This is a genomic window from Pseudoalteromonas sp. 2CM32C (assembly GCF_023161925.1).
Classification (GTDB): domain Bacteria; phylum Pseudomonadota; class Gammaproteobacteria; order Enterobacterales; family Alteromonadaceae; genus Pseudoalteromonas; species Pseudoalteromonas marina.
In genome coordinates this window covers 88,990-105,586 of the sequence record NZ_JALNTI010000004.1, presented here as the reverse complement: position 1 = coordinate 105,586, position 16,597 = coordinate 88,990, and the positions used below count along the sequence as shown (strand labels likewise).

The 16,597-nt window shown below is 38.8% G+C and carries 16 protein-coding genes; 7 read left to right on the top strand and 9 right to left on the bottom strand.

The features are described 5' to 3' along the window. Position 1: 1 nt before the first annotated feature. The 4 genes from MTF67_RS09755 to MTF67_RS09740 all read right to left on the bottom strand — a co-directional run bounded on the left by MTF67_RS09755 (position 2) and on the right by MTF67_RS09740 (position 4,480). Complete coding sequence (locus MTF67_RS09755; RefSeq protein WP_248519408.1) at positions 2–499, bottom strand: PTS glucose transporter subunit IIA; 498 nt, start codon at positions 497–499, stop codon at positions 2–4. Positions 500–502: 3 nt separating this feature from the next. Beyond that, on the bottom strand, positions 503–889 hold the full coding sequence (locus MTF67_RS09750; RefSeq protein ID WP_248519407.1) for an ACT domain-containing protein: 387 nt from the start codon (positions 887–889) through the stop codon (positions 503–505). A 221-nt stretch (positions 890–1,110) separates the two neighbouring features. Beyond that, on the bottom strand, positions 1,111–3,264 hold the full coding sequence (pta, locus tag MTF67_RS09745) for a phosphate acetyltransferase (protein WP_006792172.1): 2,154 nt from the start codon (positions 3,262–3,264) through the stop codon (positions 1,111–1,113). A gap of 1 nt (position 3,265) precedes the next feature. Continuing rightward, positions 3,266–4,480, bottom strand: a complete 1,215-nt coding sequence (locus tag MTF67_RS09740; RefSeq protein WP_248519406.1) for an acetate kinase — start codon at positions 4,478–4,480, stop codon at positions 3,266–3,268. Between the two features lie 282 nt (positions 4,481–4,762). Between MTF67_RS09740 and yfbV the strand changes: the two genes are divergently transcribed. After that, entirely contained in the window at positions 4,763–5,209 is a 447-nt protein-coding gene (yfbV, locus tag MTF67_RS09735; protein WP_248519524.1) for a terminus macrodomain insulation protein YfbV, read from the top strand. A gap of 16 nt (positions 5,210–5,225) precedes the next feature. On the opposite strand, the gene rlmA is transcribed toward yfbV, so the two are convergent. Genes rlmA through xthA form a run of 3 tightly spaced genes read right to left on the bottom strand, consistent with a single transcriptional unit; the run spans position 5,226 to position 7,479 of the window. Next, the gene (gene rlmA / locus MTF67_RS09730) at positions 5,226–6,023 is read right to left on the bottom strand and encodes a 23S rRNA (guanine(745)-N(1))-methyltransferase (RefSeq protein WP_248519405.1); all 798 of its coding nucleotides are present in this window, start codon (positions 6,021–6,023) and stop codon (positions 5,226–5,228) included. Further along, complete coding sequence (locus tag MTF67_RS09725) at positions 6,020–6,667, bottom strand: energy-coupling factor ABC transporter permease (protein WP_248519404.1); 648 nt, start codon at positions 6,665–6,667, stop codon at positions 6,020–6,022. Before MTF67_RS09725 ends, rlmA begins: the two co-directional genes overlap by 4 nt. 5 nt (positions 6,668–6,672) lie before the next feature. Then, the gene (gene xthA / locus MTF67_RS09720; RefSeq protein ID WP_039036864.1) at positions 6,673–7,479 is read right to left on the bottom strand and encodes an exodeoxyribonuclease III; all 807 of its coding nucleotides are present in this window, start codon (positions 7,477–7,479) and stop codon (positions 6,673–6,675) included. A 240-nt stretch (positions 7,480–7,719) separates the two neighbouring features. On the opposite strand from xthA, the gene MTF67_RS09715 reads away from it, so the two are divergent. The 4 genes from MTF67_RS09715 (at position 7,720) to rluB (ending at position 10,496) form a co-directional block, all read left to right on the top strand. Then, positions 7,720–8,151, top strand: coding sequence for a hypothetical protein (locus MTF67_RS09715; RefSeq protein ID WP_008131524.1), 432 nt, complete (start codon positions 7,720–7,722; stop codon positions 8,149–8,151). A gap of 218 nt (positions 8,152–8,369) precedes the next feature. Beyond that, positions 8,370–8,891, top strand: a complete 522-nt coding sequence (locus MTF67_RS09710; RefSeq protein WP_039036865.1) for a calcium-binding protein — start codon at positions 8,370–8,372, stop codon at positions 8,889–8,891. A gap of 148 nt (positions 8,892–9,039) precedes the next feature. Continuing rightward, positions 9,040–9,630, top strand: a complete 591-nt coding sequence (gene scpB / locus MTF67_RS09705) for an SMC-Scp complex subunit ScpB (RefSeq protein ID WP_248519403.1) — start codon at positions 9,040–9,042, stop codon at positions 9,628–9,630. Then, a complete protein-coding gene (rluB, locus tag MTF67_RS09700; RefSeq protein ID WP_248519402.1) occupies positions 9,627–10,496 on the top strand; it encodes a 23S rRNA pseudouridine(2605) synthase RluB in 870 nt (289 codons plus the stop codon). The genes scpB and rluB overlap by 4 nt, the downstream gene beginning before the upstream one ends. Before the next feature lie 72 nt (positions 10,497–10,568). Here the strand turns inward: rluB and MTF67_RS09695 are convergent, their stop codons facing one another. Beyond that, positions 10,569–11,315 carry a YciK family oxidoreductase gene (locus tag MTF67_RS09695; protein ID WP_248519401.1) on the bottom strand — a complete coding sequence of 249 codons (747 nt, stop codon included), beginning with the start codon at positions 11,313–11,315 and terminating at the stop codon, positions 10,569–10,571. Between the two features lie 206 nt (positions 11,316–11,521). Between MTF67_RS09695 and MTF67_RS09690 the strand changes: the two genes are divergently transcribed. Further along, positions 11,522–13,951, top strand: coding sequence for a VolA/Pla-1 family phospholipase (locus MTF67_RS09690; RefSeq protein ID WP_248519400.1), 2,430 nt, complete (start codon positions 11,522–11,524; stop codon positions 13,949–13,951). A gap of 102 nt (positions 13,952–14,053) precedes the next feature. Next, a complete protein-coding gene (gene sohB, locus MTF67_RS09685) occupies positions 14,054–15,070 on the top strand; it encodes a protease SohB (RefSeq protein ID WP_058428987.1) in 1,017 nt (338 codons plus the stop codon). A gap of 77 nt (positions 15,071–15,147) precedes the next feature. Here sohB and MTF67_RS09680 read toward each other — a convergent pair whose 3' ends face one another. Then, the gene (locus MTF67_RS09680; RefSeq protein WP_248519399.1) at positions 15,148–16,479 is read right to left on the bottom strand and encodes a dicarboxylate/amino acid:cation symporter; all 1,332 of its coding nucleotides are present in this window, start codon (positions 16,477–16,479) and stop codon (positions 15,148–15,150) included. Positions 16,480–16,597: the final 118 nt, after the last annotated feature.

Sequence of the window (16,597 nt, the reverse complement as noted above, 5' to 3'; positions counted from 1 at the left end):
GTTACTTCTTTTTAATAATAGTTAATAAGGTGTCTTCAGCTGCTTTTACATGCAGGTGTGAATAATGAAATGTGCCCAGGTTGTGACCATTAAGTAATATTAAACTTCCTAGCATAGGGGAGTCTAATTCTCTTAGGTCAAAATAAGCAAGTCGTTGGCCTTTAAGAACTTGGCTGCCATTTAACTGTGCTATATGGGTATGCGTAATTGCTGCAGAGGCAGGTAAGGTTAAATTAATGAGTATTTTTAACCCATTTTTAGCCTGCAAAATAAATTCAGTTCCTGCGTTTTTAACCTGCAGTAAAACCCCATCAAAGGGGGCTAAAATTTTATGACTGGTTGCTTGCACCATAACACCGGGGCCAAGCGTGCCAAAACTGAACAAAGGCTCTGGGTGATTATTTAATTCTACTACCTTTCCCGTAAAAGGACTGGTGATATTAATAGCATCACGGGGGATTTTATTTTGTGCAATAAGCTGTATTGGTTGTGCTTTCATAAATTAGTTTGTCACCACATTATAGCCATCTTTTTTTAGTACTGTGATTGCCTGGGCCGCTGTTTGTTTTTTTACAAGTATGTAGTCAGTATCGTAAGTTGAAATAGAAAAAATAGATATTTGTGCTTTTGCTAACACGCCAGAAATATTAGCCATAATTCCTGTTAACGAAAACCCTAAAGGGCCAATAACTTCCAATGCTTGCCAATCAGATTCTGTATCCAGGCTGTGTAATTCAAAACTACTGGGGCATACAATTGATAGTTCGTCATGGGTTTTTGAGATAAAAAACAACGGAAGTTTTAACAAAGCAGCAGGGATATCAGCATCAATATCTAAACTATGTATAGATAAAATAGTGCTGTGTAATTGTAATGTTTGTTTTGACATTAAAAACCTGCGGTACAGCAAAGACGATTTATTAATAGTATAGATTATTAAAGATAAATTAAAGCGGTAACTCACCGTAACTAAGCTGCAAAATATGAGCTATATACTTACCCACAATTTCTGTGGATAACTATGGGGGTTGAGAGGTATAAATAGCCTAACTAACTAATTTATAATTAGAAATTAGCTAGGCTATAAAAAGCACATGTTAATTAAAGTCTTTAATTAAGTGCTTCGACTTGCGCTGCTTGAATAGCGGTAAGTGCAATTGTGTATACAATGTCATCAACTAATGCACCACGGCTTAAATCGTTGACTGGTTTACGCATACCTTGAAGCATTGGACCAATACTGATGAGGTCTGCGCTTCTTTGCACGGCTTTATAGGTTGTATTACCGGTATTTAAATCAGGGAAAATAAACACCGTTGCTTTACCCGCTACGGGGCTATTTGGTGCTTTTTTAAGCGCAACGTTTTCCATAATTGCTGCATCGTACTGAAGGGGACCATCAATAATCAAATCGGGACGTTTTTGTTGAGCTATTTTGGTTGCCTCTCGCACTTTTTCAACGTCGGCTCCTGTACCAGATGTACCTGTACTGTAGCTGATCATGGCAACACGCGGCTCTATACCAAAAGCTGCAGCTGAGTCAGCTGACTGAATCGCAATGTCAGCAAGTTGCTCAGCATTTGGATCTGGGTTAATTGCACAGTCTCCGTAAACGAGTACCTGATCAGGCAGCAACATAAAAAATACCGACGATACAAGCGATGAGCCCGGGGCCGTTTTGATGAGCTGTAATGGCGGTCTAATTGTATTAGCGGTTGTGTTAACTGCTCCTGAAACAAGTCCGTCAACTTTGCCTTGTTCAAGCATCATAGTACCCAGTACTACGTTATCAAGTAATTGTTCTTGCGCTACAACAGCAGTGAGACCTTTGCTTTTTCGGATTTCGACCATAGGCTCGACATAATCATTAATGATGCTGCTTGGTTCTACAATGCTTACATTTTCGTTGAGCTCTATACCTTGTTGCTCAGCAATACGCATTATTTCTTCGCGATCACCTAACAAAATGGTTTTTGCTATACCGCGTTGCCCACAGATAGCAGCCGCTTTAATAGTTCTAGGTTCGTTGCCTTCAGGTAAAACAACCGTTTTGCCTGCTTTACGGGCTTTATCTGTAAGTAAGTATCTGAAAGCAGGTGGCGAGAGTTTACGTGTTTTCCCCACATTTTTTGCCAGTGAGTTCAGCCAATCTGAGTCAATATATTCAGCATTGTGGCTTTTCACTTTTTCTATACGTTGGTCATCATCGCTTGGCACTTCCATATTAAAGTTATGAAGTAACAACGATGTTCGCCATGTATCGGCTTCTGTTGCTAAAATTGGGAGGCCAGTTTGCATTGCTTGTTCGCACAGCGCCATAATACGCTGTTCTGGCATAAAACCACCGGTGAGTAATATTGCCCCAATTTTTGTACCATTCATTGCCGATAAACACGCAGCTACTAAAATATCAGAGCGATCGCCAGGAGTAACTAATAATGCACCAGGTGTAAAGTGGTTTAAAATATTAGACACTGTCCGTGCACAAAATGTGATACGACGCAGGCGTCGATGCAGCATGTCACCTTCGTTAATAATTGTGGCTTTTAAATATGCACTTAGGTCTTTCACACGTGGTGCGACCAAATCAAAATCCCATGGTATTGCACCAAGTAACATAAATGGATTTTTTCTAAAAATTGGCAGTGATGCTAAGCGGTTCAGTTCGTTATCTACTTCATCAGGTTTGTAGGAGTCGACTAAATCGGCGCGTGCTCTGCCTTCTTCATCAAGAGGGGCATTTACTTTATTAAAAATACAGCCTAATACACGCGGGTGGTCAATACCACCGTAATTACCAGCAGCAATTTCAAGACGGTCTTCAAGCTGGGTAATATTATCGTTACCAGGCGTTAATACAAATACAATATCGGCACCGAGTGTTTGCGCTATTTCACGGTTAACGCGCCCTGCATAAGGTTGTTTACGAGTCGGAACCATGCCTTCAATAATGGCTACTTCATCGTCGTTAATTTTACTTTCAAAGCGCTCAACAATTTCTTCTAATAAGTCGTCGCCCTTTGCATCACCAATCATTTGCTCTGCGTAATCCAATGCAAACGGTGTTGGTGGGTCAATAGGGGAGCCTTGCTTTATTATTTGTGTCGATTTTTCAGGACCGGTTTCGCCTGAGCGCGGTTGAGCAATAGGTTTAAAGAAATTAACTTTTACCGCCTTTTGTTCAAGCGCACGCACAAGCCCGACGGAAACAGATGTTAAACCAACTCCCGTAGAAATCGGTATCAACATAATACGGTGTGCCATATTATAGCTCCTTAACAATATTTGCAGAGTCGAGGGCGATAACCCATTCTTCATTCGTTGGCATGACGACAGCTTTGATACGAGATTGCTCAGTGCTAATTACACCTTGTTGACCAAAGCGAGCATCTAGGTTTGCTTGCGCGTCACATTCCATACCTAAAAATCCAAGTTGAGTGATCACTTTTTTACGGATGATATCTGAGTTTTCACCAATACCGCCGGTGAAAATAAGCGCATCAAGACGCTGTAAAGGCACCATGTACGATGCAATTTGCTTAGATAAACGATAGCAAAACATATCGAGTGCTAATGTTGCTTGTTGATTTCCCGCTGTAGCAGCTTCTTCAATGGTACGGCAATCGTTAGAAAGTTCACTAATGCCTAACAAACCACTTTTTTGATTGAGTAAGTCATCTATTTGTTGCGCGCTATAATCAAGTTGTGTCGTTAAAAAGTTAAATAAACCTGGATCAATATCGCCACTGCGAGTACCCATTACTAACCCTTCAAGTGGCGTAAGGCCCATACTTGTATCGACACTCTGACCATTTTTAATCGCACATACAGAACAGCCATTCCCCAAATGAGCACTAATAAAATTACTTTTTTCAATAGGTTGGTTAAGTAGTTTTGCTGTTTGCCCGGCAACATAAAAATGGCTCGTACCATGAAAGCCATAACGTCTAACACCAAACTCGGTATATAAATTGTAAGGTAGCGCATAAAGGTATGCGACCTTATCCATAGTTTGGTGAAAAGCCGTATCGAATACGGCAATTTGAGGTAAGCCTTTAAACGAGTCTTGCGCTGAAGATATACCCAGCAAGTTGGCATGACCATGAAGCGGTGCAAGTGTTGCAGCCTGGGTTATGCTTTCAATAACTTGATCATTAATTAATACTGATTTGGTAAAGTGCTCGCCACCGTGAACAACACGATGACCAACAGCAATTAGCTGTTCATCTAGCTTATGATCTTTTATTAACGTTACTAGCGTATTAATAGCCTCAGCGTGAGCTTGCTCTGGTGCTAAATCAATAAGTGTTTTATCACCTTTGTATTTATACTTTACCGACGGAGTTGCTGCACCTAGTCGCTCTGCTAAGCCCGATATAATTTCATGGCCGGTGTTTGCATCAATAATGGCAAACTTTAAACTTGAGCTACCACAGTTTAATACTAAAACATGTTGTGACTTAGGAGCGGGTGTTGGCATAGATATAATTTCCATAAATAAAGTTTAGTAAGTGAACAATAATTATTTACTGTTACACTCAGGTCTTAATTAAAAGGCTAAAGATATTATAAACAAGGTCGTTAGACCCATGAATAAGTTTTATATTTTAAACTATTTGATGTATTTAGTTTAGTATTTTGCACAATTTAACAGCATAATTAAGCACTTTTACTGATTAAGTGAAACCCGCCGTATTTGTGTTACACTTTGTAAAATACGAGCTAATTTATATATTGAATTTAGTAATTGTGAGGAGTCATGATGCAAAAAAGTGTGATGTCACAAGTTCAAATTGGTAGACAGTACGCAAAACAATGGCCAATGCGAAAAGAGTTAGCTCCATTGTTTAGTGAGTTTAGGGTAATTAGAGCAACAGAACTTGCCATTACTGTTATGCCGATTCTTGCTATGTTGACATTATTTTTTCAACTCAACTACCTTGGCCCTGATTTTTTACCACAAGCGATTGCCAGTGCATTGTTTTTCTTATCTTTACCTCTACAAGGTTTATTGTGGTTGGGTAAACGAGCACAAACCCCATTAGACCCAGCCATGCTAAGTTGGTACAAAGAGCTTCATACAAAAATGGTTGCTAATGGTTATCAAGCTAAGTTAAGTGAAAAAAAGCCCCGGTATTTGGAGCTTGCAATTTTACTTAAAGATATGTTTGAAAAAATGGATAAAGCGTTCACTAAAGAACAGTTTTAATAAACGCTTCTACTAATCACGCTTTTTGAAATTGCGTTATATAAAACGACAAGGTGACATGGTGTTCACCTTTCTCTTCTAGTGTTTCCCAGTGCTCAGGTCTAAATTTCCACGCAAACGGTGTCATCATTATCAGGTTTCTAACATCGTTAATACTCAGTTTTACCTGTTGAGTGATCAAATCTTGGTGAGTTTCTGTAAAACCTTCAGGCACATCTACTTTCGTATGCTCGCTTACTGATTGGTAAATATAAGCTTTTAACTCTTTTAAATGCCATGGCCCTGGGCTGGCCACGACAAGCGTAGCATTAGGTTTAGCGAGTCTATCAAGCTCTTTAGTAAATAAAGGTGCAAATACACTTATAAGAATATCAGCAAACCCTTCTTTAAAAGGGGCTTGACTGATTGAGGCAACGCTAAAACTGCAGTTGGGGTAACGTTTAGCGGCGTATTTTATAGCTGACTTTGAAATATCTACACCATAAACTTGCGCCTGAGTATTATTAGCAATAGCGTGGGTGTAAAACCCTTCACCGCACCCTAAATCAATAATATTATTACCTTTTATAGTGCTTATTATATCGCTCAGTGCTTGTTGTAAGAAAGCATAATAACCCTGCTCTAAAAATGTGCGTCTTGCTTGCACCATTTCAAGCGAGTCACCAGGTTGTTTAGAGTTTTTGTTTTGAACAGGCAGTAAGTTAACGTAGCCTTCTTTGGCAAAATCAAAACTGTGGTTGCTTTCACAGCGCAGTGTATTTTGAGTTTTTGTTAGCGATTTGCTACATAAAGGGCATTGATATTCAAGACTCATGAGTCTAGGTAATCCTTGTCGTAAAAAGTTTTAACCCAGTGGGGACGGTATGTAATTAAAATGGTGATGGCCATTCCGTTCAACATGGCTTCTGGAAACCAAATTATAGCACTTAAATAAACGTAATTGTCGGCAAGTTCTTGCCAATTATACTGACCTAAAGAGAAATAAAAGAGGGCACCTAAAGATATCTTTATGCACGCTATAAACCCAGCTGTTATGAAGGCACAAACAAATATATAAACAAAAAAATGTTTTGGTAAATAGTGATAGCACACAACAAAACTTAAATAACTCAATAATATGGGAATAAAAGCGCCAATAAGTATTTGTACAGGTAAAAGGTTAAAACTAACCTGCCCAAATGAAAACAACAAGGCACTTGCCAGTAGGCTACTCAAAATGGCTAGCCGCCAGCCCAATATTAAGGTGGCTGCAGTAATACCAAGTATGTGCATGTCAAGGCCAGTTAAAATACCGGCTTTAATACGCCACAGTAGTGCAAATACAAGCGCACAGGCTAATACACCTGTTTGCCTAGCAGACGTTTTATAAAGCGATTTATAGGTGTTTTTGTCGAAACTAAAAATCGCAATAGCAAGTACAAGGACCCACATCAGCCCTTGTATTTCAGTGTTTAACATTATAGCTACTTGAACGTTGACCAAATTGGCGCATGATCTGATGGTTTATCAATTGCACGCAGCTCATAGTCAATTCCTGAGTCAATACAACGCTCAGCAAGTGATTGAGTTGCAAGTACAACATCAATTCGCAGACCGCGATTATCTAAAAAGCCTTTAGAGCGGTAATCAAACCATGAGTATTGATCGTTAACATCAGGATAGAGTTCTCTGAAGGTATCTTTAAATCCCCAATCTAAAAGTGTTGATAGCCATTGACGTTCCTCTGGTTGGAAAGAGCACTTACCTGTTTTTAGCCAGCGTTTAGCGTTGACCTCACCAATACCTATGTCTAAATCTGTAGGTGATATATTTATGTCGCCCATAACAACTACATCCTGATCGGGAGTGAGGTTTGTATCTAGATGTGTCATCAAATCTTTATAAAATTGACGTTTATAGGGGAATTTAGTTTCGTGATTGATGTTATCGCCTTGCGGGAAATAACCATTCATAACGGTAATGTCGCGACCGTTATCTTGTTCAATAGTGACACTGATCATGCGCTTTTGCGACTCTTCTGTGTCGGTAGCAAACCCTTTTAAGACCGATTTTGGCTCTTTTTTGCATAACATAGCTACGCCGTAATGTGCTTTTTGACCGTGAAAGTAGACGTGGTACCCCATTTTTTGAACATCGTCTAATGGAAACGCTTCATCATGAACTTTAATCTCTTGCAAGCCAATTACGTCTGGTTGATGTTTATCAATAACAGCTTGTAATTGGTGAAGACGAGCACGCAGACCATTGATATTGAAAGAAATCACTTTCATTCGATTTACCTTTAAATTTGTTCTCATTTTGATAGCAAATTGTATCAGTAATTTAGCTTACATAACATGTCTGAAATGACAAAATAGCTGCGCAAATGTTGATCAAATGGTGGTGAAAGTTTAAACATTGTTAATGTTGTATTAATTTATAAAATAAATAAAAAATTCAATTGATCTGCTTAAAATTGGCTATATAATGCGCGCAAATTCATTGGCAAACTCGTTCACATAGGATCTCTCATGAAAGCACAATTATTTTTAGCGGCAACATTATTAGCATCTTCTTCTGTTTCAGCTCAAAGTAACACTTACTTCAGCCAAGACAGCTCAATTGAGTCTAAGCTGTGTGTATTAAGCGCAAACGAAGGTTTTTCTGCGGCACGTAAATTAGCAGCTAAGCACAATGTATACTTATCACGCTTCTCACAAAGCATCATGTGTAACGGCCAAGATATTCGTGATATTGCAAAGAAAGATTCAACAAACAACATAACTGAAAACAAAGTAGAAGTGTTTGCTAAAGACGCTCAACAAGAAACTCAATTATGTATGACTGCATTAAAGCAAGGTTTAGCGCCAGTACGCCAAAAAATAGGTAACTTAAACTCGCTTAAATGTAACGGTCAGAAAGTTACTGACTTTGTTAAGCGTTATCAAAACGCTGCAATTTAATTAGCAAGACAAAATTAATGAGAGCCCAGCTTTTATAGCTGGGCTTTTTTTTGCAAAATTTACAAGGTTGGTTGAAAAGGTTTCAAGGCTAATGTATTGAAAATAGAGTGAAAAATATACGGGTGCATTATAAAGTGTTGAAATTTATATTTATTTTATTTTGGCACCAGACTTGTATTAGTTGTTGTGACATTTATTAATAACGAAGGACACGTCTTATGAAAAAGTTAACATTAGCAACAACTATTCTAGCAACATTAAGTTTAGCAGCCTGCGCATCTAATCAAGGTCTTGATAAAATAGACAGCGACTTTGCAAGCCTAGACAATGACAGTGATGGTTTTATTTCAAAAGTTGAAGCTGACGACGATAATATTTGGGGTCACTTTTCAAATATCGACACCAATATGGATGAAGAAATTAGTCGTAAAGAATTTAATGCTTACATGCAGTTAAACACTGGCAAGGTTGCAACCGATAGTGATGTAAGTGAATCAGCCTTTAAAGCTGAAATTGCAAAATTTGACAAAATTGAAAGTAGTTTTGCCAGTTTAGATAACGATAGTAATGGTTACATATCAGTTGTTGAAGGCAATGACGACGATATTTCAAATCACTTTGGTTATATGGACAAAAACGAAGATAAGCGAATTAGTAAAAATGAGTTTATGGGCTACATAAATAAATATGGTAAATCTGTAGCTGAAGACGAAGCGTTAGAGTCAATTAAACACAGCTAATTAAAATTCAGAACATAAAAATCAAAGCCAGTTATTTTAACTGGCTTTTTTTATGGCTAATTTTAGATAATTGCCAGATATATTTTCCTAGTTAGTGGTTGTTCTGTCATAATAGATGGCTGTGTATTTTTATTTATTAAGAGTGTATATGGCTGGGCGGCGAATTAGTGATGAGCAGTTGGTTGAAATCATTGAGGCTGCGATTTTTGTTGCAGACAAACCCATAAGTAAACGCCATATTAAAGACACTGTTTTAGTGGATATTGCAATTTCTATGTCACGTATAAACGATGCTGTAGAAACGATACAAACACACTTTCAAACCCGTGGTATTCGCCTTGTTGAAGTTGGTAGTGGTTATCGATTTCAGGCGTGTAGTAGTTTGAGCCCTTGGTTGAGTAACCTATGGCAAGAACGAGCTCCTAAATACTCACGTGCTTTATTGGAAACATTATCACTTATTGCTTATCGTCAACCCATTACGCGTGGTGAAATAGAGCAAGTAAGAGGTGTAACAACGGGTTCGAATATAATTAAAACCTTACTCGAAAGAGAGTGGGTGAAAGTGGTAGGGCACAAAGAAGTACCGGGTAAGCCCGCTTTATACGCCACTACTAAACAATTTTTAGATTATTTTTCATTAACGGGTTTAGAAAACTTACCTGCGTTACCTGCGCAACAAGAAAGTAAAATAAATCAGTTATTAAGTGATCCTTCTGTGAGAGAACCATCCGAATGAATGTACAAGGTGAAAAGTTACAAAAAGTCCTAGCCAGAGCTGGTGTAGGCTCGCGTCGTGAAATGGAAAAATACATTGACGCTAACCGTGTTAGTGTTAATGGCAAAGTAGCTAAACTAGGTGACCGCGTTGAAGAAACCGATTTAATTCGTGTTGACGGTCATACCGTAAAAATTGAAGAAAAAGCTGACAGAATTTGCCGTGTAATTATGTACAACAAACCCGAGGGAGAGTTGAGTACACGTAAAGACCCTGAAGGTCGTCGTACTGTATTTGACAGACTTCCTCGTATTGATGGCGATCGTTGGATAGCTGTAGGCCGACTGGATGTGAATACGTCAGGCTTAATGTTGTTTACCAACGATGGTGAATTAGCCAATCGTTTAATGCACCCAAGTTATGAAGTAGAGCGTGAATATTCTTCGCGTGTGTTTGGTGAAGTAACAAACGAAACACTTAAAAACCTGATGCGTGGTGTTGAGCTTGAAGATGGTCCAGCAAAATTCACAAATATAAAACCGCTAGGTGGTGAAGGGATTAACCGCTGGTTTAATGTGACATTAAACGAAGGGCGCAACCGCGAAGTTCGTCGTTTATGGCAATCTCAAGACGTTGAAGTGTCGCGTCTTATCCGTATTCGTTACGGTAAGCTAGAGCTAGATAAGCGTGTGCCACAAGGTGGTTGGGTTGAATACGACTTAGAAACCGTTAACTACTTGCGTAAAACGGTTAAGTTAGGTCGTGAAACGCAAACTAAACTTTCAGTTATGCCTGAAAAACGCAAAGATAAACGCGCTAAAATTAATCAAATTCGTAAAGCGGTTAAAAAGCACAACCAACGTGTTAAGTCGACTAAGCGTAAGTGATATTTTGACGTTTTGTATAAAAGCCGCATTATTTGCGGCTTTTTTATTGAGGTTAATAAAAGTAAACAGCTGTTACTTTTTTATTTGTGCGTCTAATGACTCGCCATTGACTGCAATTGAATCATCACTCATTAAATATAAATAGGTCGGCATAATATTTTCAGGTGTTGCCAACTTATCTCTATCTTCACCAGGGTATGCCGATGCGCGCATAGATGTGCGTGTAGCACCTGGATTAATACAGTTTACGCGAATGTTGGTTTTACCTACTTCACAAGCCCACGTTTGCATCATACCTTCAACTGCAAACTTAGAGATGGCATAGGGTCCCCAAAACTCACGACCTTTACGACCAACACCAGATGAAGTGAAAATAATAGAAGCATTGTCTGATTTACGCATCACGGGGAATAATGCTTTGGTGATCATTGCTTGAGCTGTCACGTTAACTTTCATGATGTTCTCAAACGTAGATGAACAAAAATGTTCTAGTGGCCCTAGAGAGCCTAATATGCCAGCATTATTTAAAAGTCCGTCTAAACGACCAAACTGATTCTCAATAGTTGCAGCAAGATCACGATAATTTTGTTTTGTTGCGCCTTTTAAATCCATTGGCACAATCGCAGGTTTTGGGTAACCTGCATTCACAATTTCATCGTATACGCATTCAAGTTTATTTGTTGTTTTACCTAATAAAATAACAGTCGCACCATGCTTTGCATAAGTAATGGCTGCTACCCGGCCAATACCATCGCCTGCGCCAGTGATTAAAATAACTTTATCGTTTAATGCATTTTCAGCTGCTTGATAAGTGTGCATAAAAGTACCAATTGATAGATTTTTTCTGATTTTAACATAGCAATTCGACAAGTAATCGAATTTATTGAAAAATTAGGTGGCGAAAAAAGAAACTTTACGTTAAGTTTAACTGGTCTAATGTCTCATTAATAATCTGATTACATTGTTTTAACTTGATACACTGATTAAACACACTATAAAAATAAAATATGTTCGGAGTCACCAATATGAAGAAAATGCTACTTTCACTCTCGGTCACTGCTGCTTTAGCAGGTTGTGGCGGCGGAGAAACGTTAGAAGATGTTAAGAATGAAACCGCTACAGTTGTACCTATGGCCACGGTTAGCTTTGACCCGGCTAACGGTGTAATTTCTGTTCCCAATGATTTATTAATGAGTGGTACCCAAGATGGTACTTTAAATATCCCAGGTGAATTAGATGACGACAATGTATCTATCCCGCGTGCTGCATATGCTGATCCTCAGTTAGCATTAGGCGCACTGGACGGCTGGTCGTCTCAAGTTCCTTATAAAGTTGATTTGACATTTCCACCAAATGTTTCACTTGACGAAGCGTCAGCTGGAACACCTGGTAGCGTAAGAATTTTTGAAGTAATAATGGGCGCAAGTCTGACAGATGCAGAATGTTCTGTTGCTCCAGCTGGTGCAGCTTGTAAGCTTGTTGGCGAATTAACATTCGGTGTTGACTTTGTTACTCAAGCTTCAGGAAATGCCGTCGCTATTATTCCTCTTAAGCCTTTTAAAGCAGGTAGTTCGTACATTAATGTATTAACCACAGGCCTTAAAGATTCTATGGGGCGTTCTATTGCGCCGTCATCTACTTATGGCTTAGTTAAGCAAGAAGCGCCATTAATTACTGACTCTCAACTTGCATTACAAGGTGCTGTTAATAGTTACGAGAACGTAGTTGTGAGCTCTGGTGATATTTCAAAGGAAGATATTATTTTTTCTGGCGCGATGACGATTCAGTCAGCGGGTCCAGTACTTGGCACAATTAAAAACTTATTGGCTGCAAGTTTACAAAACGATGCTTTGCCTACACCAGCATTGCAAGTACCTGAACAACCTATGGTCAATGTGCAACAAGTGTTTGCATCTCAGGGTGTAACAGTATCTGCTGCGTTTTCAGGCGTTCAATACCAAAAAGGTAGCATTATGTTACCTATGTATCTTGGTACGCCAACTGGCACAGATATTAGCGATTTAAACGATACATACTGGCAAGGTATGTGTGATAACGCTGTAGCACTTCAAGGTTACAAAGCGGTTGCAGGTGATGCATTCCCAACTGATCCTATTAGTGAAAATGATGGGTTATGTTCAGCGCTTAGTGGTGGACAGTTACGTGACCTAGGTATCGATAGCACACGTCATTTAACAAAATATAACTCAATCCCTAAAGTACAAAGTATGGCTAACGTACCAGTACAGGTGACAAAACCAATTTTACCAATCATTAACGGTGTACGTGCACAGTTACAGTTGCCAGCAATTGAGATGCCTGAAGGCGGTTGGCCTGTTGTTATGATGCAGCACGGTATTACAACTAATAAAGAGAGTATGCTTGCACTAACGGCTCAACTTTCAATTCAAGGTTTTGCAACGGTTGCAATAGACCACCCTCGTCATGGTGAACGTGGTGTTGATGTAGACGGTGACGGCAACGATGACTTTAATGCAACGACCGGTTCAGTACTTAGCTACATGAATTTAAGCTCTTTATTAGTTGCACGTGATAGCTTACGCCAATCAGCAGCTGATTTATTAGGTTTACGTTTAGGCTTAAACTTTTTACAAGATGCAACTATTAACAGCCAAGATGTAACATACATAGGGCATTCATTGGGCTCTATTGTTGCTCCTGCATTTATTGCACAGGCTAATAATCCATTAGCGCCTACTGTTGACCCATTATTTAATGTAAATACAGTGGCTCTGGCAAGTGGCGGCGGTGGTATAGCTAGCTTCTTATTAGAATCAGCAGCATTTGGTCCGTTTATTCAAGGCTCTGTACTTTCTCAAGCTGGTACGACTGAAGCTGATGAATTTAACGCCTTCTTGCAAGGTGATGCTGTTTCTAACTGTGGTGCTGAGTTGCCAGATATGGAAGCATATTTAACGTGTGGTTATAACGAGTATATTACTTCTATAACAACGGCAGGCGAAACAGCTAAGCTTACTAATATCCAAGGCGTGTTTACGCAGTTTGCGTTTGCTTCTCAAACAGCATTAGACAGTGGCGATCCAACTAATTACGCAGCGGCGGTACAAGCGTTAGGTACACCTGTTTATACGAATGTTGTAGTGGGCGACGGCGGTGAAAACAAGCCAGATCAAGTTATTCCACCAATGGCAGCTAACAATCCTATTTCTGGTACAATTCCACTTGCTAACTTTATGGGATTAGAAACGGTAAGTACAACGCAAGCAATGACAGAAGCACCGGCTAGCTACTTAGTTAAATTTTCTAAGGGTCATCATGGTTCTATTTTAACACCTGCTCAAGATGCTGCTCAGTCTTCTACTGTAGAGGGGAGTGCTGCTACAAATGCTGAAATGCAAATGCAAGTTGCTGTTTATTTAGCAACGCGCGGTCGTATGTTATTAGTAACAAACAGTGATGTTGTTACTGATTAAATATACACTCTAAAATATATCTAGTACAAAGCCACTTTAAAGTGGCTTTTTTTTGCTTAAAAGCATGATAAATTAGCGTAAATTTAAAATCGGAGAAACCAGTTGGAATTTTTATACGAGTACGGTTTGTTTTTCGCCAAAACAGTTACCTTTGTTATTGCGATAGGAGTTATTTTAATGATGCTTGTTGGCGCTGCTGTGAAGCCAAAAGCAAAAAAGGGTGAAATACAAATTGATGATGTGTCGGCTCAGTTGAGTGAGCTTAAAGAGGATTTTTTACTAAATACATTAAGTAAAAAAGAACTTAAAGCGCACGATAAAGAGCGAAAAGCGCTCGACAAAAAGTCAGATAAAGAAGGCTCAAAACCTCGCCTTTATGTTGTTGATTTTATTGGCAGCATGGATGCACATGAAGTTGAAAGTTTAAGAGAAGAAATTACGGCAATTATTTCAATTGCAGACCCTAAAAAAGATAAAGTCCTCATTCGCTTAGAAAGTGGTGGTGGGGTAGTCCATGGCTATGGGCTTGCTGCATCGCAATTGCAACGCATTAAATCGGCAGGTATACCACTGAGTGTGTCAATCGATAAGGTAGCAGCGAGTGGTGGTTACATGATGGCTTGTGTAGCTGATGAAATATTGGCAGCGCCTTTCGCAATAGTTGGCTCAATTGGTGTGATAGCACAAATTCCAAATTTTAATAAAATCTTGAAAAAGAATGATGTTGAGTTTGAACAAATTACCGCAGGAGAATTTAAACGAACCTTGACCTTGTTTGGTGAAAACACAGACAAAGCGCGTGAAAAATTTAGAGATGAAATTGAACAAACTCATGATTTATTTAAAACGTTTGTCAGTTCACAGCGCCCAAGTTTAAATATAGACCAAGTTGCAACGGGTGAACATTGGTTTGCAACGCAAGCAATAGAAAAAGGATTAGTTGACGTAATTAAAACAAGCGACGATGCATTACTTGAACAGCAAAGCGAACGTCAAATATACAAAATAAAATACAAAGTAAAAAAAGGACTAAGCGATAAATTTGCGCTTGGATTAAGTAGTGGCGTTAATAAAATAGGCATAAACTTGCTGTCTAAGTTTAAATCACTAAATCCTTAAGTACGGCATAAAGTGTTACGCATAAAAAACCCTGATAACTATCAGGGTTTTTTTATAGCTTTAAAACTATATGGTCATTAGTCAATTGACTTATGGTAATCCTCTAAATCTTTTGCAGCGTTAGGGTCGTTAAATATAGCTTCATCTAACTCACCTTCGCTTTTAGCAACCGCGCAAGTAACCATACAGTCGCCTGTAACATTTACAGCAGTACGAGTCATATCTAATAGTCTGTCTACACCAATAATTATGGCGATTCCTTCTACCGGTAAACCAACTTGGTTAAGCACCATTGCTAGCATAATTAAACCAACGCCTGGTACACCCGCCGTTCCTACAGACGCAAGCGTAGCTGTTAATATTACCATTAAGTAATCCGATACCGTTAAATCAACTGCAAAAACCTGTGCAATAAATACCGTAGCAACACCTTGCATGATTGCAGTGCCGTCCATGTTAATAGTCGCACCGAGCGGAATAGTAAATGATGCGACAGAATTACTAGCACCTAACTTTTTAGTTGCAGTTTCAAGTGTTATTGGCATGGTTGCACTAGAGCTTGATGTACTAAAGGCAAATAAACACGTGTGTTTCATTTTTGCTAAGAAAGTGGCAGGGTTTAAGCCGGTTAAGAGCTTTAATAATAAGGTGTAGTTTACAAAGGCATGAAACAATAGCGCTAATACAACAACACCAAAGTATTTAGCTAAGCTTACAATCAAATTAAGTTCAATCGTAGTAAATAGTTTGGCCATTAAAAAGAACACACCGTAAGGGGCAATGTTCATTAGTAACGTTACTAACTTTAAGATAACGGTGTTTAAATCTTCAAAAACGGCTGCAACACGTTTACCTGCTGAGCCACTTAAAGCCATAGCAATACCAAATAGTAATGCAAATACAATCACTTGTAACATGTTGCCTTTTGCCATTGCTTCAAACGGGTTGGTTGGAAACATATCAATAATAACACGAGCGAGGGTCGGAGCTTCCTTCGCATCGTAACTTGCTTGAGATGGCAAGCCAATGCCTTCACCTGGGTTAAATAATAAGGCAAGTGTCATAGCCACCGTTATAGCGATTGCAGTTGTAACCAAATACAAGCCAATCGATTTTCCACCTAATCGGCCTAATTTTTTAGGGTCACTTAAGCTGCAGGTACCACATACCAAGGACACAAAAACAAGAGGAACAACGAGCATTTTTAGGCTGGCAATAAAAATTTGCCCACCCACATGAAAAATGCCGTCAACAAAAAAGGCTTTAATTGGCAAAGAGAATAATCCAAGAGGGATTAGATAATCGTCTTGACCAGCTAAGATTGCTTGAAATATAAAACCAACTGTAACACCAAGCACCATACCAATCATGATGCGAGTAGTTAAACTTAACGTACCGATTTTTGACATACACCGAATCTACTTTTTATAAATTTGCCATAGACTACCAGTAAGAAATTATTTACTACAGAAAAAATTAGTATTTACACGAAATATTTTTGTACAAAAAAGTAATAAAAAACTGTGA